The sequence below is a fragment of the Pseudomonas sp. CFII64 genome, from assembly GCF_000416235.1.
Taxonomy (GTDB): domain Bacteria; phylum Pseudomonadota; class Gammaproteobacteria; order Pseudomonadales; family Pseudomonadaceae; genus Aquipseudomonas.
In genome coordinates, this window is record NZ_ATLO01000003.1 from 61970 (window position 1) to 84145 (window position 22176).

At 59.9% G+C, this 22176-nt stretch carries 19 protein-coding genes; 14 read left to right on the plus strand and 5 right to left on the minus strand.

The genetic code is table 11. The annotated features are described in order from the left end of the window. Positions 1 to 18 precede the first annotated feature (18 nt). Positions 19 to 843: an iron uptake system protein EfeO gene (gene efeO, locus CFII64_RS00300; RefSeq protein ID WP_020288736.1), complete on the plus strand. Its 825-nt coding sequence runs from the start codon at positions 19 to 21 to the stop codon at positions 841 to 843. Positions 844 to 1103: 260 nt separating this feature from the next. Here the strand turns inward: efeO and CFII64_RS00305 are convergent, their stop codons facing one another. The 3 genes from CFII64_RS00305 to CFII64_RS00315 all read right to left on the minus strand — a co-directional run bounded on the left by CFII64_RS00305 (position 1104) and on the right by CFII64_RS00315 (position 3239). After that, the gene (locus CFII64_RS00305; protein WP_020288737.1) at positions 1104 to 1874 is read right to left on the minus strand and encodes a molybdopterin-dependent oxidoreductase; all 771 of its coding nucleotides are present in this window, start codon (positions 1872 to 1874) and stop codon (positions 1104 to 1106) included. Then, positions 1867 to 2490 carry a cytochrome b/b6 domain-containing protein gene (locus tag CFII64_RS00310; RefSeq protein ID WP_020288738.1) on the minus strand — a complete coding sequence of 208 codons (624 nt, stop codon included), beginning with the start codon at positions 2488 to 2490 and terminating at the stop codon, positions 1867 to 1869. The genes CFII64_RS00305 and CFII64_RS00310 overlap by 8 nt, the downstream gene beginning before the upstream one ends. A 143-nt stretch (positions 2491 to 2633) precedes the next feature. Then, positions 2634 to 3239, minus strand: a complete 606-nt coding sequence (locus CFII64_RS00315) for a hypothetical protein (protein WP_020288739.1) — start codon at positions 3237 to 3239, stop codon at positions 2634 to 2636. Between the two features lie 196 nt (positions 3240 to 3435). On the opposite strand from CFII64_RS00315, the gene CFII64_RS00320 reads away from it, so the two are divergent. Both CFII64_RS00320 and CFII64_RS00325 read left to right on the plus strand, forming a co-directional pair. After that, a complete protein-coding gene (locus tag CFII64_RS00320) occupies positions 3436 to 4131 on the plus strand; it encodes a heavy metal response regulator transcription factor (protein ID WP_020288740.1) in 696 nt (231 codons plus the stop codon). Then, positions 4104 to 5552 (plus strand): heavy metal sensor histidine kinase, encoded by a 1449-nt coding sequence (locus tag CFII64_RS00325; RefSeq protein WP_020288741.1) that lies wholly within the window; start codon positions 4104 to 4106, stop codon positions 5550 to 5552. The genes CFII64_RS00320 and CFII64_RS00325 overlap by 28 nt, the downstream gene beginning before the upstream one ends. Before the next feature lie 58 nt (positions 5553 to 5610). Here CFII64_RS00325 and CFII64_RS00330 read toward each other — a convergent pair whose 3' ends face one another. Together CFII64_RS00330 and CFII64_RS00335 are read right to left on the minus strand one after the other, a co-directional pair. Next, a complete protein-coding gene (locus CFII64_RS00330) occupies positions 5611 to 6279 on the minus strand; it encodes a polysaccharide lyase family 7 protein (protein WP_020288742.1) in 669 nt (222 codons plus the stop codon). Positions 6280 to 6700: 421 nt separating this feature from the next. After that, a complete protein-coding gene (locus CFII64_RS00335) occupies positions 6701 to 8044 on the minus strand; it encodes an HD domain-containing phosphohydrolase (protein WP_020288743.1) in 1344 nt (447 codons plus the stop codon). A 231-nt stretch (positions 8045 to 8275) separates the two neighbouring features. Between CFII64_RS00335 and CFII64_RS00340 the strand changes: the two genes are divergently transcribed. The 11 genes from CFII64_RS00340 (at position 8276) to CFII64_RS00390 (ending at position 22145) form a co-directional block, all read left to right on the plus strand. Next, positions 8276 to 9217, plus strand: coding sequence for a cytochrome-c peroxidase (locus CFII64_RS00340; protein ID WP_052026549.1), 942 nt, complete (start codon positions 8276 to 8278; stop codon positions 9215 to 9217). Continuing rightward, a complete protein-coding gene (locus CFII64_RS00345; RefSeq protein WP_020288745.1) occupies positions 9214 to 11019 on the plus strand; it encodes a DAHL domain-containing protein in 1806 nt (601 codons plus the stop codon). The genes CFII64_RS00340 and CFII64_RS00345 overlap by 4 nt, the downstream gene beginning before the upstream one ends. Then, positions 11016 to 12419 carry an ATP-binding protein gene (locus CFII64_RS00350; RefSeq protein WP_020288746.1) on the plus strand — a complete coding sequence of 468 codons (1404 nt, stop codon included), beginning with the start codon at positions 11016 to 11018 and terminating at the stop codon, positions 12417 to 12419. The genes CFII64_RS00345 and CFII64_RS00350 overlap by 4 nt, the downstream gene beginning before the upstream one ends. Before the next feature lie 707 nt (positions 12420 to 13126). Further along, positions 13127 to 13579, plus strand: a complete 453-nt coding sequence (locus CFII64_RS00355) for a MarR family winged helix-turn-helix transcriptional regulator (protein ID WP_044901057.1) — start codon at positions 13127 to 13129, stop codon at positions 13577 to 13579. Beyond that, a complete protein-coding gene (locus CFII64_RS00360; RefSeq protein ID WP_020288748.1) occupies positions 13576 to 15663 on the plus strand; it encodes an FUSC family protein in 2088 nt (695 codons plus the stop codon). The genes CFII64_RS00355 and CFII64_RS00360 overlap by 4 nt, the downstream gene beginning before the upstream one ends. Further along, on the plus strand, positions 15660 to 15869 hold the full coding sequence (locus tag CFII64_RS00365) for a DUF1656 domain-containing protein (protein WP_020288749.1): 210 nt from the start codon (positions 15660 to 15662) through the stop codon (positions 15867 to 15869). Before CFII64_RS00360 ends, CFII64_RS00365 begins: the two co-directional genes overlap by 4 nt. Beyond that, positions 15866 to 16765, plus strand: a complete 900-nt coding sequence (locus tag CFII64_RS00370) for an HlyD family secretion protein (RefSeq protein ID WP_020288750.1) — start codon at positions 15866 to 15868, stop codon at positions 16763 to 16765. Before CFII64_RS00365 ends, CFII64_RS00370 begins: the two co-directional genes overlap by 4 nt. Beyond that, positions 16762 to 18198, plus strand: coding sequence for an efflux transporter outer membrane subunit (locus tag CFII64_RS00375; RefSeq protein WP_020288751.1), 1437 nt, complete (start codon positions 16762 to 16764; stop codon positions 18196 to 18198). The genes CFII64_RS00370 and CFII64_RS00375 overlap by 4 nt, the downstream gene beginning before the upstream one ends. 72 nt (positions 18199 to 18270) lie before the next feature. After that, on the plus strand, positions 18271 to 19092 hold the full coding sequence (locus CFII64_RS00380; RefSeq protein WP_020288752.1) for an aldo/keto reductase: 822 nt from the start codon (positions 18271 to 18273) through the stop codon (positions 19090 to 19092). Positions 19093 to 19200: 108 nt separating this feature from the next. Next, positions 19201 to 20223, plus strand: a complete 1023-nt coding sequence (locus CFII64_RS00385; protein ID WP_020288753.1) for a transporter — start codon at positions 19201 to 19203, stop codon at positions 20221 to 20223. 419 nt (positions 20224 to 20642) lie between these two features. After that, positions 20643 to 22145, plus strand: a complete 1503-nt coding sequence (locus CFII64_RS00390) for an inorganic phosphate transporter (protein WP_371106414.1) — start codon at positions 20643 to 20645, stop codon at positions 22143 to 22145. Positions 22146 to 22176: the final 31 nt, after the last annotated feature.

Genomic DNA, 22176 nt, shown 5'->3' on the forward strand with positions numbered 1-22176 from the left:
CTCAACAGGAAGAGTCCTATGAAAAAGTTACCTTTTGCTTTGCTGCTCACCGTTGGTTTGTTTCAGACCCCATTGTCGGCTTTCGCCGCGACTGCGCCGCTTGACCTGGTAGGGCCGGTGTCGGACTACAAGATCTACGTCACCGAGCAGATCGGCGAGCTGGTCAGCCACACCCAGAAATTCACTGACGCGGTGAAGAAAGGCGACCTGGCGACGGCCAAGAAGCTGTACGCGCCGACTCGTGTGTTCTACGAAGAAATCGAGCCGATGGCTGAGCTGTTCAGCGACCTGGACGCTTCTATCGACTCACGCGTCGATGACCACGAAAAAGGCGTGAACGCTGAAGACTTCACCGGTTTCCATCGCCTGGAATACGCGCTGTTTTCGCAGAACACCACCAAGGATCAAGGGCCGATTGCTGACAAGCTGATGGCTGATGTGAACGACCTGGAAACCCGCGTTTCCGGCCTGACTTTCCCGCCAGAGAAAGTGGTCGGCGGTGCCGCTGCGCTGCTTGAAGAAGTCGCCGCGACGAAGATTTCCGGTGAAGAAGACCGTTACAGCCACACCGATCTGTATGACTTCCAGGGCAACATCGACGGCGCGAAGAAAATCGTCGACCTGTTCCGCCCACAGATCGAGAAGTCCGACAAAGTCTTCGCGGCCAAGGTCGACAAGAACTTCGCCACCGTGGACAAGATCCTGGCCAAGTACAAGACCAAGGATGGCGGTTTCGAGACTTACGACAAAGTGAAGGAAAACGACCGCAAGGCGCTGGTTGGCCCGGTCAATACACTGGCTGAAGACTTGTCCACTTTGCGTGGCAAGCTGGGTTTGAACTGAGTCAAAGGTTGGACCGGCCCTCCGGGTCGTAGGACCGGCTTCAGCCGGGAGAACGGTCGTGAAGACCATAGAAATGTGTCGAGGTTAACGGTCCTCTCCCGGCTAAAGCCGGTCCTTCGGGACAATCAAGATCCCCGCCTGCAACGCGCTTGTCGTAGGACCGGCTTCAGCCGGGAGAACGGTCGTGAAGACCATAGAAATGTGTCGAGGTTAACGGTCCTCTCCCGGCTAAAGCCGGTCCCACAATCAAAACCTCCGCCTTACACCCCGCTAAACCAGTTATACCCCTGATCCTCCCAATACCCGCCCGGGTTCTCGTTGGTCACGATCAGCTCGACGATGTGCTTGGGGTTCTTGAAGCCCAGTTTGGTCGGCACGCGTACGCGCAATGGATAGCCATAATCCGGCGGCAACGCCACCTCACCGAAATCCAGCGCCAGCAAGGTTTGCGGGTGCAACGCCGTGGGCATGTCCAGGCTTGAGTAGTAGCGGTCTGCGCATTTGAAACCGACGAATTTAGCCGTGGTGTCGGCACCGATGTGTTCAAGGAAGGTGCGCAACGGCACGCCGCCCCATTGGCCAATGGCGCTCCAACCTTCGATACAGATCAAACGAGTGATGTCAGTGCGCTGCGGCAGTTTGCGCAGGCTGTCCAGATTCCATGACTGCTTGTCGCGAACCAGCCCGGACACTTCCAGCTTGTAATCGGAAATATCCAGATCCGGCACGTTGTATTCGGGATAAAACGCGTTGAACGGGAACGGTTGGGTCAACTGCGCCTTGCTGTAGGTCGGCGCGAGTTTCTGGCCGCTGAACAACCAGGCCTGCACCCGGTCATTCCAGCGCGACATGGCCCACAGCACTTTGTCGACCTGATCGCCATCTTGCAGGTTGCAGCCGGTGAGCATCGACATGGCGCCTACAGTCAGCCCGGCGCGCAAAAACGAGCGGCGCTGAATATTGATCAACTGGGTCTGCTGCGCGGGTTCCAGGCGGATGCGTTGAGTCGGGCGTGGCTTGGGGTCACTCATGACCGGTCTCCCCGTTTGCAAGAGGTCGTTTGCCGCCGGTAATCATCGGCAGCAGGGTGCGCGGCACAATCAGCACCAGCGCCAGGTGGACGATGACAAACGCGCCGATGGCCGCCATCGCACCGAAATGCACATAACGTGCGAAGTCGAAGCCGCCAAAAAGGCTGGCCAGTTCCTGAAACTGCACGGGCTTCCAGATCGCCAGTCCGGTCAGTACCACCAGCACGCCCATCAGCAGCACCAGCCAATACATCAGGCGCTGCACCGCGTTATAGCGGCCGTGCTCATGAGCCAGACGCAAACGCAGGGCGTCGACCACGTCGCGCTTCACTGCGCTGGCATGCACCGGCAGCAGGTCGCGTTTGAAGTGACGGCTGAACACGCCGTACAGCACATACGCCAGGCCGTTGATCACCAGCAGCCACATCACCGCAAAATGCCAGGCAATGGAACCGCCGAGCCAACCGCCCAGGGTGAGTTGTTTGGGGAAGGTGAAGCCGAACAGCGGCGACGCGTTGTAAATCGCCCAGCCGCTCATGAACATGCCGACCATGCCCAAGGCATTGATCCAGTGGGTCAGGCGCACGGGCCAGGGATGGATGCTGCGGGTTTTCATTATTTATCTCCCGGGCGTGTTGACGCTGAACCCGTAGGACCGGCTTTAGCCGGGAGGACGCCAATACATTCGCTGCATCTGTTTCTTCAAAGACACAGCCCTCCCGGCTGAAGCCGGTCCTGCGGGATTTAACAAAAGCCGTCTTACATCGGCGGAGTAAAACCATCCTTGCCGACCGCTACGCCACGGGCGGATTTGCCGTCATCAGCGGGGAACAGGACGATCTTCGCACCGGCTTTCAATTCGCTGCGCTGACCCGGTTCAACATAGGCGATGGGTACGTTTTCAGGTACCACCAATTGTTTCTCGCCGCCTTTATACAACACGGTCAGGGTGCGACCGTTGGCTTTGGACAATTTGCCCACCGTGCCGTTGGTCATGGTGCCGGTGCTGCCGTCGGCGTTTTCCCAGCCATAGTGACCTTCGCCGCTGCCTTTGAGGCTGGCTTCGAATACCGTGACTTCCAGCGCTTTCAACGAACCGTCAGCCTGGGGAATCGCGGCGGAACCGACGAAGCTGTCGGCCTTGATCGAGTCCAGATCGGCTTTGGACACCAGGCGGATTCCGGTTTTGTCAGTGAGGGTGATGGTCTGGTGCTGACCGGCGCGCGTGGTGTAGCTCAGGGTGTCGGCCTGGACGCTGTCGACAGTGCCGCGCATGGGTTTGACCACCGGCATGTCGGCGGCCTGGGTCATGACAGCGGCGCTGAGCAACAGCAGGCCGAACGTAGTGGACAGAGCAGTCTTCATGAGTGATTCCTTGGCAGGGTTTAAGTGGTGATGATCATCACCCCGCAACCGGCACTGAACCATGACCGGCGAATGACATTTTTGTCATTCGCCGCAGCGCCTGAATCAATGACAAAAATGTAACCGACAGCCCGCCAGGTCTTGGTTAGACTTGCCTTCCCACCCGGCGTGCAGCGCCTGAACCGGCGGAACCACCATGCACATCCTGCTCATCGAAGACGACACCAAGACCGGCGAGTACCTGAAAAAGGGCCTCGGCGAATCCGGCTATAAAGTCGACTGGACCCAGCACGGCACCGACGGCCTGCACCTGGCCCTGGAAAATCGCTACGACCTGATCGTGCTCGACGTGATGCTGCCAGGCATCGACGGCTGGCAGATTATCGAGGTGTTGCGCGCCAAACAGGACGTACCGGTGCTGTTCCTCACCGCCCGCGACCAGTTGCAGGACCGGATTCGCGGCCTGGAGCTGGGTGCCGACGACTATCTGGTGAAACCGTTTTCCTTCACCGAACTGCTGCTGCGCATCCGCACGATTCTGCGCCGGGGCGTGGTGCGCGAGGCCGATCATTTTCATCTGGCCGATCTGGAACTGGACCTGCTGCGCCGCCGCGTCACCCGCCAGCAACAGGTGATTGTCCTGACCAATAAAGAGTTCGCCTTGCTGCACCTGCTGCTGCGCCGCGAAGGCGATGTGTTGTCCAGGGCGCAGATCGCTTCGGAAGTGTGGGACATGAATTTCGACAGCGACACCAACGTCGTCGACGTGGCGATCAAACGCTTGCGCAGCAAAGTCGACCTGCCCTTCCCGGTCAAGCTCATCCACACCGTGCGCGGCATCGGCTATGTCTGTGAGGTGCGGCCATGCGGTCCCGACGCCAACCATCCCTGATCCTGCGCTCCAGCCTGGCCTTCGCGCTGGTGGCGATGTTTACCGTCAGCGGCGCGGGCTGGTATCTGTACGCGTCCATGAAACAGTCGGTGATGCAGCGCACCGACCACGCCGTGCTGGCGCGCCTTGATCACTTTCGCAAACTGCTGCGCTACGACCTGACTCTGGAAAACCTCAAGGGCAGCCCGCAGTTGTTCGAAAACATGCTCGACAGCGAAGAAGACATTTTTCTGATTGGCGAGCCGGGCAAGGCGCCGGTGATCTCGGTCAATCCGCAACGGGCGCCATTGCCGGAGTTGCCCGTCGTGCCGCAGGACGTGGCATTGCGCGACACGGATCTGCGCAGCGGCACGAGCCTGCAAGGCGTGCCCCTGCGGGCGGCGTCGAGCACGGCAATGTCCGGCGGAGTTGAGGTCCGTCTGACCGCAGCGCATTTGATGGTCAAGGAAATGGCCATGCTGGAGAGCTTTCGTCAGCGTATTTATGCCGCCACGACCCTGGCGTTCCTGATCACCGCGCTGCTCGGCTATGTGCTGTTGCGTCGCGGCCTGCGTCCGCTGCGGCGGATGACCGCCCACGCTGCGGACATTACCCCGGCGCGCCTGCACAGGCGCCTCGACAGTCAGGACACGCCGGTGGAATTGCAGCCGCTGGTGGATGCGTTCAACGCCATGCTGGAACGGCTGGATGACGGTTATCAACGTCTGACGCAGTTTTCCGCTGACCTGGCCCACGAAATCCGCACACCGGTGGGCTCCTTGATGGGCCATTGCCAGGTTGCGCTGCGCCAGACGCGCAGCGTCGATGAATACCAGGCGCTGCTGGCTTCCAATCTTGAGGAGCTGGAGCGCATTTCGCGACTGATCGAAAGCATCCTGTTTCTCGCCCGCGCCGATGAAGCCCAGGCCGTACTCAAACGTCAGCCGTTGGCCCTGCAAGACGAGCTGCAGCGGATTGCCGGGTATTTCGAAGGTCTTGCCGAAGAGCGGCAGATGAGTATTCAGACCTCAGGCGATGGCACCTTGCAGGCTGATCCGATCCTGTTGCGTCGGGCGTTGAGCAATCTGGTGGCCAATGCGATCCGCTATGCCGACCAAGGCAGCGAGATTCTGGTGCGGGTCAAGCAGCACGCAGGGCACTGCTTGATCGAAGTCGACAATCAGGGACCGCCCCTGGCCGAGGCGGCGCTGGCCAAGCTGTTCGACCGCTTCTACCGGGGCGACGCCTCCCGCCATCAAAGCTCGGACTCCAACGGCCTGGGCCTGGCGATTGTCGCGGCGATCATGCATTTGCACGGCGGCCGGGTCGCCGTGGCCCAGCCAGTGGCGGGGAGGATTAGTTTTACCCTGGTTTTTCCGGTAGGACCGGACTTGTCCGGGAAGACGTCGGCGCAAACACCCGATTGGTATCAGGCGAAATGATGTCGACCAATCCGATGCCATCGGGGACAAGTCCCCTCCTACCCAAAACACGCCCCAATCACGCCTTTTTATCGTGATTGATCGTCAGCTTGTAGAACGTCGCCGCGCCGCCTTCGGTGGCGTAGCCGGTGTTGTCCTGGGTATAAACCCCGGCCTTGAAATACAGCAGCTTGGTGCTCCAGGCCGCATCAAGTTTGGCGCTCCAGACAAAATCCGAAGCATTGACCGTCAGGTTGCCGGCCGGAGTCAGGTGGATGCTGTAGCTGAAGCGCTGATTAAGCGGGACGCCTTGGGCAATGGTGATGACCTCGATTTCCGCATCGGGGCTGCGACGGAATTTGGCGACGATGTTGCCGGTCTGGAGTTTTTCCTTGTACTGATATTCAACCTTGAGCAACGGCTCCGTGCTCTGGAAGCAATGGATCTGCCCGATCACGATCTTGCCCGTGGAAGGCACCTGATTGACCATCAGTGCGGCCCTGAGAAAATTGTCCGCTTGCGAGTACGTCCAGTTATTTACGCTGCCATCCGCCTTGGTCTCGCGCAATTCGGTTCTGGGATAAACCGCGTTCTCAGTGCGTGAGCCTGTAACTGGCGCCCAGAAAAACAGGGTGTTGCCCGAACGGAAATAGCCATCCTGATAACCGCCCAGCAGCTTGGGCGTATCAATCGTGACGGCAGGTGTGCCGACCGGTACAGACAGGTTCCACATGGCGAGATCGATCATTGCATACTCACGAGGTGCGCTGGCGCACCGACAAAGTGTCTATATCGGGCTTTTGCTGCCCATTGGCTTCGTCTCGGAGTATCGGCTGGATTGGCGCTTTAAATAGCGCGCACGACAGAGCATTGGCGTCAATAAAACAGCGCTCATTGGCAAAGGCTATTATTTGGCCAGTATTTGAGTCGGAACGTGTACAGCTTCATTTGCATGGCAGTTGTTAGCCAACGAGGCCTCTAGGCCGGGGCCATGCGTCATTTTTTTGCTGCGGTAGCGTCGCGGATACATTTTCTGAGGGGGATTTATTGCGGAGATTACGACGAACGGTCGTATTTTTCAGCTTGAGAGGGGCACTTTTTCAAATTGTCACGGTCAGCCTGCGCACCGATGAGGCGCAGGCTGAAGGTTCAAGCGCTTTTCGCCGGGTTCAGTCAGTGAGGACCGGCGCTTCCAGACGCACGAAAACGGTGTATTTGCTGGCTTCCATGGCCTCGAAAGCAATCAGCTTCTGGATCAATTGCTCGCTGAGCACTTTGCCGGCGTTGAGCAACAACATGCCGTTGTCGGCACTCAGGTTGCGCGCCAGCGCCATCCCGGCCTCCAGCTCGCGGGTGGTGAAGCCCTTGACCAGCGGGTCGCCCAGGGTCACGTCGCTCTGGTAGATCGCGCACACCTTGACGAAATCCTCCAGCAAGCCCGGATCGTACAGACGCCCGCTGTATTTGCGGATGAATGTCAGGGCTTCGTCGCTGTTCATCTGCCGTTCAAGGATCAAGCCATGCTGCAGCTCAATGAAATCCACAGCGAGCTTGAGCAGGCGCGAACCGAACGGAATGGCCTCGCCCTTGAGGTGGTCGGGGAAACCGGTGCCGTCCCAGCGCTCCTGGTGGTGAAGAATGAGCCGCGCCGCATCCTGCATCGGCTCCAGGGTCATCAGCACCGATTCGCTCTTCTTCGGATAGCTGCGATAGCGGTCGCGCTCGGTGTGATTGAGCAAGTCCGCCGGCGCACTCATCATGCTGTCGGTCCAGCTCAACTTGCCGATATTGTGCAAGGCCGCCGCCATGCTCAGGTCGCGCTGGCTGGCCTCATCCATAGGATGGACCTGGGCGTAGGTGCGGACCAGATCGATAATCTGCCGATTGGTCTGCTTGTCGTGCGGCAGGCGCTGGTTGAGCAATACCGAGAATACCTCGGTGCTGGTCGCGTAGCTGCGCTTGAGTTCGTCGTAAGCCAGATCGAGCATGTCGGCAGTCTGTTGCAGCTCGGAGGTGCGCGCCGCAACGCGGTTTTCCAGAGTGATATTCATCGACTGCAGGGCTTCGTTCTGCACCTTGGTGAGCTTTTCAAGGCGCACCCGCTCGCGTTCCGAATGCTGATGCGCAAACAACTGGCGCAAGGTCAGCAGCATTTCTTCATCGTTCCAGGGCTTGCTGATGTAGCTGTGAATACGGCCTTCGTTGATGGCCTTGGCAATCATGTCCACGTCGGCGAAGCCGGTAAGCAGGATACGCATGGTCGAGGGATAACGTTTGTTGATCTCGGCCAGCAACGTCGCGCCATCCATGTTCGGCATGCGCGCATCGCTCATGACCAGATCGATACGCTGCTGCGCCATGATTTCCAGCGCCTTGGCCCCGCTATCGGCAAGGAACAGGTTGTAGCCGTGAGAGCGCAGTAAGCGACGCAGGCTGCTGAGGATCAGTTCCTCGTCGTCTACCAGCAACACATTGGGCTTGAATTCAACCTCGGAAACAGATTGTTCGTCCATGTCGACACCTTGATTAGCATTTATATGTGCGCGTTATGTTCCATCGCTACTGGAGATAATGCGTTAGTCCATGAGCTTGGGGAAGGGCATTTATATTCGCCTGGCTGGCTCACTAAAATCCTGCCGCAGCCGACATACAGTTATCGGTCCGGCGCCCTGCCCTGTCTGCGTCGCTTCCCGGAAGCTCCATTCCATTGGCAAAGGACGCTCCAGATGTATTCATACGGATTGATGGGTTTTTTTGCCCTGGCCCTGGGCGTCTCGAGCGCCAGTGTCGCACAACCCTTGAATGAGCCGCTCCAGCCGCTGCCTGATGTCGTGGCGCAAGACCCGCAGCAGGTCGAACTGGGCCGCCAGCTGTTCAATGAGGTCCGCCTTTCAGCCAATGGCACGCTTTCCTGCGCCAGTTGCCATCGCCTGGACCATGGCGGCGCCGACGACAAGCCGCTGTCGATCGGTTTTCTAGGCGGCACATTGCCGATCAACACGCCGACGGTGTTCAACGCGGCACTGAATTTCAAGCAGTTCTGGAACGGCCGCGCCGATTCCCTGACGGCACAGATCCATGAAGTGGTGCAAAGCCCACTGGAAATGGGCAGTTCCTGGGAACACGTCAGTGCCCAGCTGGCCGGCGACAGTCTCTACCGCAAAGCTTTTGCCGCTGCCTACACCGACGGCGTCACCGTCGCCAACATCCAGCAAGCGCTGCAAAGTTACGAGCGCACCCTGATAACCCCCAACTCGCGCTTCGATCGTTACCTCAAAGGCGACACGGACATCCTTACGCTGCAGGAGAAATACGGCTATCAGCGCTTCAAGCAGTACGGCTGCATTGCCTGCCATCAAGGGATCAACATCGGTGGCAACATGTTTCAGAAATTCGGCGTCATGGGCGATTACTTCAAGGTCAGGGGCAAAGTCACCAACGCTGACCAGGGACGCTTTCTCGTGACCGGCAAGGAGGCAGACCGCAACGTATTCAAGGTGCCCAGCCTGCGTAACATCGCGCTCACCGCGCCTTATTTCCACGACGGGTCCGCCGCTACCCTGGAAGAGGCCGTCGACGTGATGTTCACCTACCAATTGGGCCGCGTGCCGACCGACCAGGATAAATCGCTGATCGTGCAGTTTCTGAAAACCCTGACCGGTGAGCTGGCAGGCAAACCCCTATGAAAATGTCCCGACGCTCGAAAACCACACTGTTGGGCGCAATAACCCTGAGCATCGCCTCGGTTCTGGTGTTCTTGTATTTCAACTCCATCTCCCATGAGAGCTCCACCTACTTCGAATCCCGGGACGTGATACGCCAGCTCAAACAGCTGGATGCCCACTGGGAAACCGAAATCCTCAAATCCCGGATGGGCGTCACCCAGGACTATGACCTGCTGGTTGCGCCGCTGACGGAAATGAAGCGCCTGGGGTCCAGTTTTGAAACGATGCTGCACCTTGAAACCGGCCAACAAACCGACGAATGGACAACCCGTCGCGACGCTTACCTGGAGGCGCTGGAACTCAAGACGGAGCTGGTGGAGCAGTTCAAGTCCCACGATGCAGTGCTGCGTAACTCCCTGGCATTTTTGCCCTCGGCAGCCGACGACATCCAGTTTCAGCTGGCACAGGTCGAAGATCCGGTCCTGCTGCAGAACACCGCAACCAACATTTATGACCTGCTCTTGAGCGGTCTGGAGTTCGCTCAGTCGGCAACGTCTGACAAGTCCGCAGAAATCGAAGTGGGGATCAATCGGGTGCGTGCGGCGAATGATTTGCTGCCGGCGCCGCTCAGCGCCTCGATCAGCATCCTGCTCAATCACATCAACCTGATCCAGCGGGAGCAGCCTTTCGTCAATGATCTGCTGGGGCGCATCGCCGCAGTGCCCGTGGCGGACCGCCTGGATGCCATTAACCAGATGCTCAATGTTCACCAGCAACAAGCGGTGGAAAAAGAGCAGCAGTACCACCTGTATCTGGTCATCCTTTCGGCGGTGATGGCGCTGTTGCTGGTGTATCTGGTGCAGCGTCTGGTGCGCAGTTACAAGGTGATCAACGACGTCAACAAAGCCTTGCAGGAAGCCAATGCGAGCCTGGAGCGACGGGTCGAGGAGCGCACGTGCGAGCTCAGGAATGCGCAGACCGAACTGATGGACACTGCGCGTCAGGCCGGGATGGCGGAGATCGCCACCAATGTTTTGCATAACGTTGGCAACGTGCTCAACAGCGTGAACATTTCCGCAGAACTGGTGACACGCCGGGTGCGCGACAGCAAGGCCCGCGGCCTGGCCAAGGCCGTGGCGATGATGAACGAGCATGCGACAGACCTGGGCAATTTCATGACCCTGGACGACAAAGGCAAACTGCTGCCCGGTTACCTGAATCAATTGGTGATCACCCTGGACATGGAACAACAAAGCATCGCCGAGGAACTGGAACGGCTGACCAAAAGCGTGGACCACATCAAGGAAATCGTGGCCAAACAACAGTCCTATGCCGGAGCCGCCGACCTCATCGAAACCCTGAGCATCACCTCCTTGCTGGAGGACGCCCTGCACATGAACTCCGGCGCCTTGACCCGGCACAGTGTCGCCGTGGTCCGCGAGTACGGCAGCGTGCCGGAAATACTGGGCGATAAACACCGGATCCTGCTGATCATGATCAACCTGATCAGCAACGCCAAATACGCCATGTCCCAGACCGACAATGCCGCGCGCAAGATAACCCTGGCGGTGAACATTGTCGGGGGCACGACGTTGCGCATCTGCGTCAAGGACGAAGGCGAAGGTATTTCGCCGGAAAACCTGCCGCGTCTGTTTGTTCACGGCTTCACCACCCGCAAGGAGGGCCATGGTTTCGGCCTGCACAGCTGTGCGCTGGCTGCAATCGAGATGAACGGGCAATTGACGGCCCAGAGTGACGGTCCCGGCAAAGGCGCCTCATTCACCCTGGATCTTCCATTCAATCCTGCCGCAGGTGCGCAATGAACAGTCTCAGTAACCGACGCATCCTTCTGATCGACGACACCCCGTCCATTCACGAAGATTTCCGCAAAATCCTCACGCCTTCCGAGGTTTCCAATGAGGAACTGGACCTGATCGAGGCGGCGTTGTTCGGCAGCGAGGTTCCGGTGGTCAGCAAGCCGTTCTCACTGGACTCCGCTTACGGCGGCGAGGAAGGACTGGCCAAGGTCAACGAGGTGCTGGCGCAAAATCTGCCCTACGCCCTGGCGTTCGTGGACATGCGTATGCCTCAAGGCTGGGACGGCGCCAAGACCATCGAACATCTGTGGGCGGCGGACCCACGCCTGCAAATCGTCGTGTGTACCGCTTACACGGATTATTCCTGGGACGAACTGCTGGACCGGTTGCAAGGTCACGACCGCCTGCTGATTCTGAAAAAACCTTTCGACAACATCGAAGTCCAGCAACTGGCCAACACCCTGACCAACAAATGGGAAATGGCCCAACGCGCTTCGGTACAGATGGATTCGCTGGAAAACCTGGTCGAACGCCGCACCGCTGAGCTGACCCAGACCAGCGAGGCGCTGCGGCGGGAAATCGACGAGCGAAAACTGCTGGAAAGCCAGCTGGTGCAATCGGAGAAGCTCGCCTCGCTGGGGCAACTGGCGGCCGGTGTCGCCCATGAGATCAACAATCCCATCGGTTTCATTTCCTCCAACCTCGGCACGCTGGAAGGCTACTTCAGCAAACTCCAGGAAATGCTCGATGCTTATCGCGTGGCGGAAAAAGCCATGCCGCCGGGACCGACCGAACAGCAGTTGTCGGCCCTTCGTGAACAGGTGGAACTGGATTACCTGCTGGAAGACATTCCCGTGTTGATCGCCGAGTCCAAGGAGGGCATCAGCCGCGCCGGAAAAATCGTCAAGGACCTTAAAGCGTTCTCACGAGTGGATTCCAGTGAACAATGGCAATGGGCGAACGTGCATGACGGCATCGATTCGACCCTGAACATCGCCGCCAACGAATTGAAATACAAGGCTGATGTCATCAAGGAATACGGCGACCTTCCGGAGATCGAGTGCCTGCCCTCGCAAATCAATCAGGTGATCATGAACCTGGTGGTCAACGCCGCCCAGGCGATGGGCGCGCAACGCGGCAAGATCACGATCCGCAGCGGCGTGGAGGACGACCAGGTGTGGCTGGAAGTGGCCGACAACGGTTCGGGCATTGCACCGGAATCGCTGCAGCGTATTTTCGACCCGTTCTATACGACCAAACCCGTCGGCCAGGGCACCGGTCTCGGCCTGTCGCTGTCGTACGGCATCGTCAACAAACACGGCGGACACATCACCGTGCAGAGCGAAGTGGGCGTGGGGACCGCGTTCAAGATCATGTTGCCGATTCATCAGACCGCAACCGCTTGAAGTGAGCGCCCGCAGACCTGTCAGCTATGTCCCCGGTCTATACATTTCGCAAAGGGGGGAAACCATTATGCGCTGACGTCCGGCCCGACTTCGTCGGGTTCCTTCGCTCCGGTGCCGTGGTGTGGGTACGCGCCGACGCGCCATCCCTGGCGCAACGGCGCTCGACCGGCATCCATGCCGGTCGCCCCACACCACGACACCTGCGCTCAGCCTCCCGACGCGCGTTTGGCGGTGTCTGCCAGATCGCGGCACGAAAAAGCCAGAATCAAAAGCCAGAGCCGATTTTCCAGATTGAGTGGAGCCTCGTTGGAGCGAGGCTTGCCCGCGAATCGGCCACTCAGCCTCCCGACGCGCGTTTGGCGGTGTCTGCCAGATCGCGGCACGAAAAAGCCAGAATCAAAAGCCAGAGCCGATTTTCCAGATTGAGTGGAGCCTCGTTGGAGCGAGGCTTGCCCGCGAATCGGATTGTCGGGCTCCACGGTTGTCGACTGAGATAAGCCTCGGCGGACGCGTTCATTAGAGCGGGGAAAAATATAATTTCGCGAATAAATTCGCGCCCCAACCTACGCCATCCTTCCCAAAAAACTCCCACCACCCGGCACTCCGGGGTTGACTGTAACTCTTTGTTACAGGATATTAATAGTTAGCAAGCTAATAATGTCTCTACGAACAATATCAACCCCAACTATTTAAATCCGGTCCATCTCATGTCCCTTGACTCACTGCAGATGAATATCAGCAGCGCCATGGTCGCTGCGTCCCGCCAGTGGCGGCGCATCTGCCAGAACACGCTGGTCACCTACGGCGTGTCCGAAGCCTGCGCCGGCCCCTTGCTGATGATCCTGCGCCTGGGCGATGGCGTGAACCAGGTCACCGTCGCCCAGGCTGCGGGCATGGAGAGTCCGACGCTGGTGCGCCTGTTGGATCAGCTATGCAGTGCTGGAATCGTCTGCCGCACCGAAGACCCGAATGATCGCCGCGCCAAAGCCTTGAGCCTGACCGAAAGCGGCCGAACCCTGGCCTTGGCCATCGAAGATGAACTGATTCGCCTGCGCCGCGACGTGCTGAAAAACGTCGCCCGCGCAGACCTGGAGGCGACGTTGCGCGTTTTCAAAGCCTTTGCCGACGCGGCGCATCCGGACACAGCGGGGCCAGCTTGAAAGATTTCTTTGCGGGCGTTCCCCCGGCGCGCGACTGGTTTTACGGCGTGCGCACGTTTGGCGCTTCGATGCTGGCGTTGTACATCGCCCTGCTGATGGAAATGCCTCGGCCGTACTGGGCGATGGCCACGGTGTATATCGTCTCCAGCCCCTTCGTCGGCCCGACCAGTTCCAAGGCGTTGTACCGCGCATTGGGCACCTTGGCTGGCGCGGCGGCGGCGGTGTTTCTGGTGCCGATGTTCGTGCAGACGCCGATTCTGCTGGCGGTGGTCATCGCGTTGTGGACCGGCACGTTGCTGTTCCTGTCCCTGCATTTGCGCACCGCCAACAGCTACGCCTTGATGCTGGCCGGGTATACCCTGCCGCTGATTTCCTTTCCGGTGGTGGATAACCCGCAAGCGGTGTTCGAGATCGCCGTATCGCGCACCGAGGAAATTTTCCTTGGCATCGTTTGCGCGGCGGTGGTGGGCAGCATTTTCTGGCCGCGTCGCCTGGCGCCGGTCATGCAGGGCGCGGCGGACAAGTGGTTCAGCGATGCCTCGGCCTACAGCGATCGCTTCCTGGCGCGTACGGTCAACGCGGAAGAAGTCGGCGCCTTGCGCGGTTCAATGGTCGCCACCTTCAACAGTCTGGAGCTGATGATCGGCCAGTTGCCCCACGAAGGCGCGCGCAGCCAGACCGTGCGCAATGCCAAGGAACTGCGTGGCCGGATGATCCACTTGCTGCCGGTGATCGACGCGCTGGACGACGCCTTGTGGGCACTGGACCGGCGCACGCCGGAACTGGTCGCCAATCTTGCACCACTGCTGATCGACACCCGCGCCTGGCTGGATAACACCGCCAGCGGTTTGCAGTTTGAGCAGTGGCAAGCCTTGCACCGGGAACTTGAGCGCCTGCAACCCACCGCTGCGCAACTGGACGACCGGCGTCAGTTGCTGCTGTCCAACGCACTGTATCGCCTGGGCGAATGGATCGACCTGTGGCAGGACTGCCGCACGCTGCAACACGCGATCAAGACCGATGATCAGACCCAATGGCGCGCGGTCTATCGCCATTGGCGGCTGGGGCGGATCACGCCGTTTCTGGATCGCGGGCTGATGTTGTATTCGGTGACGTCGACGGTGCTGGCGATCATCGTCGCCTCGGTGCTGTGGATTCTGCTGGGCTGGCCCGACGGCGCGGCAGCGGTAGCGCTGGCGGCGGTGTCGTGCAGTTTCTTCGCGGCAATGGACGATCCGGCGCCGCAGATCTACCGATTCTTCTTCTGGACCCTGCTTTCGGTGGTATTTGCCAGCCTGTATCTGTTCGTGGTCCTGCCCAATCTGCATGACTTCCCGATGCTGGTGCTAGCGTTTGCGGTGCCGTTCATTTGCGTCGGCACGCTGACCGTGCAGCCGCGCTTCTACCTCGGCACGCTGCTGACCATCGTCAACACCTCATCATTCATCAGCATTCAAAGCGCCTACGACGCGGACTTCCTGAACTTCGTCAATTCCAATCTGGCCGGGCCGGTCGGGCTGCTGTTTGCTTTTGTCTGGACCCTGGTGGTGCGGCCATTCGGTGTCGAACTGGCGGCCAAACGCCTGACCCGCTTCAGTTGGCGCGACATCGTGGCCCTGACCGAACCGGCGACCCTGGCCGAGCACCGCCGCATGGGTGCACAAATGCTGGATCGTCTGATGCAGCATTTGCCGCGCCTGACCCTCACCGCACAGGACACCGGCATTGCCCTGCGTGAACTGCGCGTGGCATTGAATCTGCTGGATCTGCTGGCCTGGCTGCCTCGTGTTCATGCCGCCCAGCAAACGCTGATGCGGCAAGTGGTGGATGAAGTGGGCGGTTATTTTCAGGCCTGCCTGACTGCCCGCGAACGACTGCCTGCGCCCAAAGGCTTGCTGATGACCATGGACCGCGCCCGCCGCGCCTTGAGCGCTGAAAGTCTGAGCGATGAACCGGCCCGCCCTCACCTGCTGCACGCCTTGAGCGGCTTGCGCCTGGCGTTGTTGCCTGGCGTGGAGATCGTCCATCCGGCGGCGGAAACCGAAGAACAACCGCCCTATGGCATTGACGGAGCACCTCTATGATCGGTGATCTGGACATCAGCGGGGTGTTCGTCCCCACGTTTCTGGCGCTGATGGGCATTACGTATTTGCTGTTTCTGGTGGTCCACGCTGGGTTGTCGCGTGTCCACTTTTACCGCCTGGTCTGGCACCGGGCATTGTTCAACGTAGGTCTATACGCTTTGCTCCTCGGCGCCGTGGATACTCTCAGTCGATACCTGATGAAATGAAAAAACCTCTGCTGACATTGGGCCGTGTGGTCCTGACTTTGCTCGTCGTGGTCTTCGCCGCCATCGTGGTCTGGCGCATGGTCATGTATTACATGTACGCCCCGTGGACCCGCGACGGGCATATCCGCGCCGACATCATCCAGATCGCCCCGGACGTTTCCGGCTTGATCCAGAAAGTCGACGTCCGCGATAACCAGTCGGTAACCAAAGGCCAGGTGCTGTTCACCATCGACCAGGACCGCTTCCGGCTGGCCTTGCGCCAGGCTCAGGCAACCGTCGCTGAACGTCAGGAAACGTACGAGCAGGCCCGTCGCGAAAACAAACGCAACCGTGGCCTGGGCAATCTGGTGGCCCGCGAACAACTGGAAGAAAGCCAGTCCCGGGAAGCCCGCGCCTTGTCTGCGCTCAACGAGTCGCAGGTCGCGGTGGACGCCGCGCAACTGAACCTGGATCGCTCGGTAATCCGCAGCCCGGTTGACGGTTACCTCAACGACCGGGCACCCCGCGCCCATGAATTCGTCACCGCAGGCCGCGCCGTGCTGTCGGTGGTGGACGGCACGTCTTTCCATATCGATGGCTATTTCGAAGAAACCAAACTCGACGGCATTCATATCGGCCAGGGCGTGGATATCCGCGTGATCGGTGACAACGCACGGCTGCGCGGCCATGTGGTGAGCATCGTCGCCGGTATCGAAGACCGCGACCGCAGCAGCGGCTCGAACCTGCTGCCTAACGTTAACCCGGCCTTCAGCTGGGTGCGTCTGGCGCAGCGGATTCCGGTGCGCATCGCCTTTGATGAAGTGCCGGCGGACTTCCGCATGATCGCCGGGCGCACCGCCACGGTGTCGATCATCGATGACGCGCAGACGCGTACCCGCAAGGAGCCCGCGCAATGAAACACCTCACGCGCCTGACAACGGTCGGGCTTGGCTTGCTGTTGTCGGCGTGCCAGGTCGTCGGCCCCGATTACACGTTGCCCGAGCAAGCCGCGATCAATCGAGCGGATTTGCAGGGCGAGCTGGCGGGTGAGTCGGTCAATACGATTTCCGCGCCGGTGCCTGCCGACTGGTGGCGCCTGTATCAAGACCCGCGCCTCGATCAATTGGTGCAACAGGCCATGGCCTCCAACACCGACCTGCGCATCGCCGCCGCCAATCTGCAACGCGCCCGCTACCAGACTGCCGAAGCCCAGGCCGCCGGTGGTTTCAGCAGTGGCGTGAAAATAGGTGCCGAACGTCTTCAGGAATCGGGCGAAGCGTTTCTGCTGGCGGATAAAGTGCCAGTGGCCAATGTCGGTAACGTCGGGATTACCACTTCGTATCAATTCGATCTGTTCGGCACCTTGCAGCGCGGCATCGAAGCGGCGAAAGCCAATGTCGACGCTACCCAGGCCGCAGCCGATACCGCGCGCATCACCCTGGTTGCCGATGTGGTGCGCGCCTACACCCAGGTGTGCGCCGCCAATGAAGAACACGGCATCGCGCTGCAATCCCTCGACCTGCAGCAGCAAGGCGTGACTCTGACGCAACGCTTGCGTGATGCGGGCCGAGGCGATGAAACCCAAGTCACCCGTTCGCAAACCCAATTCAAATCCCTGCGCGCCGAGCTACCGCGTTACGAAGCGCTGCGCCAGGCCGGGCTGTTTCGCCTGTCGATGTTGCTCGCCAAGCCGCTGAACCAGTTGCCGACAGGCGTGGCGACCTGCAACGAGTTGCCGCATATCGCGCAAGTGATGCCGGTGGGCGATGGCGCTGCATTGCTCAAGCGTCGGCCCGATGTGCGCCAGGCCGAACGCCGTCTCGCTGCTGCCACGGCGGAAATCGGCGTGGCCACCGGCGAGTTGTACCCGGACATCAGCATCGGTGCGACGGTCGGCACCGTGGGCCTGCTGGAAAACCTCGGTAAACCCGCCGCCAATCGCTGGGGTTTCGGGCCACTATTGAACTGGACCATCCCGTCCAACGGCTCCCGCGCGCGGATTCATCAGGCCGAAGCCTCGACCCAGGCCGCCCTCGCCCGCTTCGACGGCGTGGTGCTCAACGCCATCCGCGAAACCCAGACCGGCCTGGCGCAATACAGCGCCCTGCTGGAGCGCCGCGACGCCCTGGCCGATGCCGAACAATCCGCCAGACAGGCCGCCGACCAGACCCACCGCTTCTTCCAGGCTGGCCGCGAATCCTTCCTCGCCGATCTGCAGGCCACCCGCACCTACACCGACGTCCGCGCCCAGCTGGCCATGGCCAATACTCAAGTTGCGATGGGCCAGATCGATCTGTTCCTGGCCTTGGGCGGCGGTTGGGAGAATGCTGGCAAGGTGGCGGGGAAATAACGCTGCGTCCGGGAACCCTTTGCCTATTTAACTGCCACACTCCTCATCATTCATCCAATTGCAGGGGTTCCCATGCGGACGCTCGAACTCGCGGGGCAGACTGTACCGGTCTTGGGTCAGGGGACTTGGCACATGGGTGAAGACCCGCGTCAGCGCTCCCTGGAAATTTCCGCGTTGTGCCAGGGTATCGAGCTGGGCATGACGTTGATCGACACCGCCGAGATGTATGCCGACGGCACCGCCGAACAAGTGGTGGGCGAGGCCATCGCCGGGCAGCGGCACAAGGTGTTCGTGGTCAGCAAGGTCTACCCGCATAACGCCAGCCGCACCGGCGTGCCCGCCGCCTGCGAGCGCAGCCTGAAAAGACTGAAGACCGATTACATCGATCTGTACCTGCTGCATTGGCCCGGGCAGTATCCGCTGGAAGAAACCGTCGAAGCCTTCGAGCGTCTGCGTGAAGCTGGCAAGATCGGTCGTTGGGGCGTGTCGAATTTCGACGTGCCAGACATGCTGGAGCTGAATAACCCGGACTGCGCGACCAATCAGGTGTTGTACAACCCGGAAGAGCGCGGCATTGAATTCGATTTGTTGCCCTGGGCCAACGCTCAGAGCATGCCGATCATGGCGTACTGCCCGATTGGTCAGGCGGGGAATCTGCTGCATCACCCGGCGCTGCAAGCGGTTGCCGCTCGGCACAACGCAACCCCTGCGCAGATCAGCCTTGCGTGGGTATTGCGTCAGGACAACATGATTGCCATCCCCAAGGCGGTCAATCCCGAGCATCTGCGCCTCAACCTCGCCGCCGCAGAACTGCGGTTGACTGCGGAAGATATCGCCGACCTTGATCGCGCCTGGCCGGCCCCAACCCGCAAGCAGCGCTTGGCAATGGTCTGACACGAAACATTCCGTCACAACCCGCAACAAAACTGCAATAAACGCTTGTCATGCTGCGCCCTTCGTCCCTTTATCCCGGACCGGGCGCATCAAGACCTGCGAGCAGCCATGAGCCAAAGCATCGTGCAGAAAAACCAGGATTCCGATCTGTTCGGCCTGCTCTATGGTTTTCGCTTTCGTCCCGGTGAAATCGGTGAGGAAATCGGCTCGACGGCCGCCTTGAGTTGCCTGCGCACGCCTGAAGACCCGGAAGAATTTCTCTGGCTGCACTTGAATCTGGCCCATGCCGGTTGCGAGCGCTGGATGAAAAGCCATCTCGAACTGCCGGAAGAATTCTTCGAGGCCTTGCATGAAGGTTCGCGCTCGACACGCATCGAGCATGTGGACTCGGCCCTGCTGGCGGTGGTCAACGATGTGGTCTTTGACTTCAATATGGTGTCCACCGACATCTCCACCTTGTGGGTCTGCACCCATCGCCATTTGCTCGTGACTGCGCGCCAGCAGCCATTGCGGTCGGTGGACAAACTGCGTTCGTCGGTCAAACGCGGCGAACAATTCCGCTCGCCAGTGGAGTTGCTCGCACACTTGCTCCGTGACCAGGGCGAAGTGCTGACCCAGTTTCTGCGCAAGACCAGCGTCAGTGTGGACAAGATCGAAGATCAGCTGTTGTCGCAACGCCTGAGCAATAACCGTTCAGAACTGGGCGCCATGCGCCGGGTGCTGGTTCGTTTGCAACGGCTGCTGGCGCTGGAGCCCGGCTCATTGATGCGCCTGCTGCACCGGCCGCCGCACTGGTTGCAGGAAGACGACATACAAGAGCTGCGGCAGTCCACGGAAGAGTCGGCGCTGGTAATCAGCGACCTGACCGCGCTGGGGGAACGCATCAAGCTGTTGCAGGAAGAAATCGCCGCCAACCTCAACGAACAAAGCAGCCGCACCCTGTTCACCCTGACCGTGGTCACGGTGCTGGCGCTGCCGATCAACATCGTCGCCGGTTTCTTCGGCATGAACGTCGGCGGCATTCCACTGGCTTCCGATCCTGAGGGCTTCTGGGTCCTGGTGGCGTTGGTGGCGACCTTTACCTTGATCGCCGGGCGCTGGGCGTTTCGCAAGAATCGGGATCAGGCGTAGAGCGCCAAAATATGTTGCAGGACTCTTAGTTGTGGGAATGCCAAACCCGTGGGAGAGGACTTGTCCTCGATGGCTGTAATGTCAGCACTGGATGCAGGTCAGGCAAACCTGGTTGTCTGGGTTGACGTTCGAGGACGAGTCCTCTTCCACAAAAGCCCCCCATACAGTCAGGCATTTCCACCATAGAACCTCCAGCGATTGGTACCACACATCCGATTAATCATCACAACCTTGATCCATGTCGCACCGCTGTAACATTTTGTAATGAACATGGCTGCCATCCCTTTCCCACAGGATTGCGCACCATGGTTTCCAGCACACTGGCCCCGGACTCAATCAGACACGCCGACGATTCCAGACCGCAGTTTTCCCGCAAGCCCGGCAAACTCACCACGGGCCTGTTCTTCGTCATCCTCGCCATGGGCCTGTTATTCACCGCCTACAGCCTGAAACAAGACGTCGATGACATGGGCACGGTGGTCACCACCTGGACCCCGTTCCTGCTGCTCGGCGTGGCGCTGGTGATTGCCCTTGGGTTTGAGTTCGTCAACGGGTTCCATGACACCGCCAACGCCGTGGCCACAGTGATTTATACCCATTCCCTGCCGCCAAACTTCGCGGTGGCCTGGTCTGGGCTGTTCAACTTTCTGGGTGTGCTGTTTTCCAGCGGGGCAGTGGCGTTCGGCATCATCGCGCTGCTGCCGGTGGAATTGATCCTGCAAGTGGGCTCCAGCGCCGGTTTCGCGATGATCTTCGCCCTGCTGATCGCCGCCATCATCTGGAACCTCGGCACCTGGTGGCTGGGCTTGCCCGCATCTTCATCGCACACGTTGATCGGTTCGATCATCGGCGTCGGTGTCGCCAATGCGCTGATGCACGGCCGCGACGGCACCAGCGGCGTGGATTGGTCCCAGGCGACCAAGATCGGTTACTCCCTGCTGCTCTCGCCGCTGGTCGGCTTCGGCTGCGCGGCATTGTTGCTGCTCGCCATGCGCCTGTTCATCAAGAATCGAGCGCTGTACAAGGCGCCAAAAGGCAATTCGCCACCGCCGTGGTGGATTCGCGGCATGCTGATCGTTACTTGCACTGGTGTTTCATTTGCCCACGGCTCCAACGACGGGCAAAAAGGCATGGGCCTGATCATGCTGATCCTGGTTGGCACCTTGCCGATGGCCTACGCTTTGAACCGCACCATGCCCGCCGACCAGTCGATTCAGTTCGCCGCCGTGGCCGAAGTCACTCAGCAGGCCCTGAGCCGCAGCGTCCCCGCCCCGGCTCCGGCTGATCCGCGCCAGACATTGTCGGCCTACCTGGTCAGCAAACAGGCCACGCCTGATCTGATCCCGGCGCTGGCGGTCATGGCCGGCAAGATTGGCATTCAGGTCAAGAGCTACGGCTCATTGGCCAAAGTCCCCGCCGAGGCCGTGGCCAACGTGCGCAACGACATGTACCTGACCTCGGAAACCATCCGCCTGATGGAGAAAAACAAGGTCGGCAGTTTCGATACCGATACTCAGGACAAGCTCAAGCTGTTCAAGGACCAGATCGACAGCGCCACCCGCTTCATTCCAACCTGGGTGAAGATTGCTGTCGCTATTGCCCTCGGTCTGGGAACACTGGTGGGCTGGCGTCGCATCGTCATTACCGTCGGCGAAAAAATCGGCAAGACCCACATGACCTACGCCCAGGGCGCCTCGGCAGAAATCGTCGCGATGTTCACCATTGGCGCAGCCGACATGTACGGGTTGCCGGTTTCGACGACCCACGTGCTGTCATCCGGCGTGGCAGGTTCCATGGTCGCCAACGGCTCGGGGCTGCAACTGCGCACCTTGCGCAACCTGGCGATGGCTTGGGTGCTGACATTGCCAGCAGCAATCCTGTTGTCGGGGTCGCTGTATTGGGTGTTTATGCAGATTTTCTAAGCAGACGTTTGAGAAAAGAAAAAGCCGGCGC

What these genes read in the sequence shown, in the direction of transcription:
- efeO (WP_020288736.1), top strand. Translation starts at nt 19, where the DNA reads ATGAAAAAGTTACCTTTTGCTTTGCTGCTCACCGTTGGTTTGTTTCAG.
- CFII64_RS00305 (WP_020288737.1), bottom strand. Translation starts at nt 1,874, where the DNA reads ATGAGTGACCCCAAGCCACGCCCGACTCAACGCATCCGCCTGGAACCC.
- CFII64_RS00310 (WP_020288738.1), bottom strand. Translation starts at nt 2,490, where the DNA reads ATGAAAACCCGCAGCATCCATCCCTGGCCCGTGCGCCTGACCCACTGG.
- CFII64_RS00315 (WP_020288739.1), bottom strand. Translation starts at nt 3,239, where the DNA reads ATGAAGACTGCTCTGTCCACTACGTTCGGCCTGCTGTTGCTCAGCGCC.
- CFII64_RS00320 (WP_020288740.1), top strand. Translation starts at nt 3,436, where the DNA reads ATGCACATCCTGCTCATCGAAGACGACACCAAGACCGGCGAGTACCTG.
- CFII64_RS00325 (WP_020288741.1), top strand. Translation starts at nt 4,104, where the DNA reads ATGCGGTCCCGACGCCAACCATCCCTGATCCTGCGCTCCAGCCTGGCC.
- CFII64_RS00330 (WP_020288742.1), bottom strand. Translation starts at nt 6,279, where the DNA reads ATGATCGATCTCGCCATGTGGAACCTGTCTGTACCGGTCGGCACACCT.
- CFII64_RS00335 (WP_020288743.1), bottom strand. Translation starts at nt 8,044, where the DNA reads ATGGACGAACAATCTGTTTCCGAGGTTGAATTCAAGCCCAATGTGTTG.
- CFII64_RS00340 (WP_052026549.1), top strand. Translation starts at nt 8,276, where the DNA reads ATGGGTTTTTTTGCCCTGGCCCTGGGCGTCTCGAGCGCCAGTGTCGCA.
- CFII64_RS00345 (WP_020288745.1), top strand. Translation starts at nt 9,214, where the DNA reads ATGAAAATGTCCCGACGCTCGAAAACCACACTGTTGGGCGCAATAACC.
- CFII64_RS00350 (WP_020288746.1), top strand. Translation starts at nt 11,016, where the DNA reads ATGAACAGTCTCAGTAACCGACGCATCCTTCTGATCGACGACACCCCG.
- CFII64_RS00355 (WP_044901057.1), top strand. Translation starts at nt 13,127, where the DNA reads ATGTCCCTTGACTCACTGCAGATGAATATCAGCAGCGCCATGGTCGCT.
- CFII64_RS00365 (WP_020288749.1), top strand. Translation starts at nt 15,660, where the DNA reads ATGATCGGTGATCTGGACATCAGCGGGGTGTTCGTCCCCACGTTTCTG.
- CFII64_RS00370 (WP_020288750.1), top strand. Translation starts at nt 15,866, where the DNA reads ATGAAAAAACCTCTGCTGACATTGGGCCGTGTGGTCCTGACTTTGCTC.
- CFII64_RS00375 (WP_020288751.1), top strand. Translation starts at nt 16,762, where the DNA reads ATGAAACACCTCACGCGCCTGACAACGGTCGGGCTTGGCTTGCTGTTG.
- CFII64_RS00380 (WP_020288752.1), top strand. Translation starts at nt 18,271, where the DNA reads ATGCGGACGCTCGAACTCGCGGGGCAGACTGTACCGGTCTTGGGTCAG.
- CFII64_RS00385 (WP_020288753.1), top strand. Translation starts at nt 19,201, where the DNA reads ATGAGCCAAAGCATCGTGCAGAAAAACCAGGATTCCGATCTGTTCGGC.
- CFII64_RS00390 (WP_371106414.1), top strand. Translation starts at nt 20,643, where the DNA reads ATGGGCCTGTTATTCACCGCCTACAGCCTGAAACAAGACGTCGATGAC.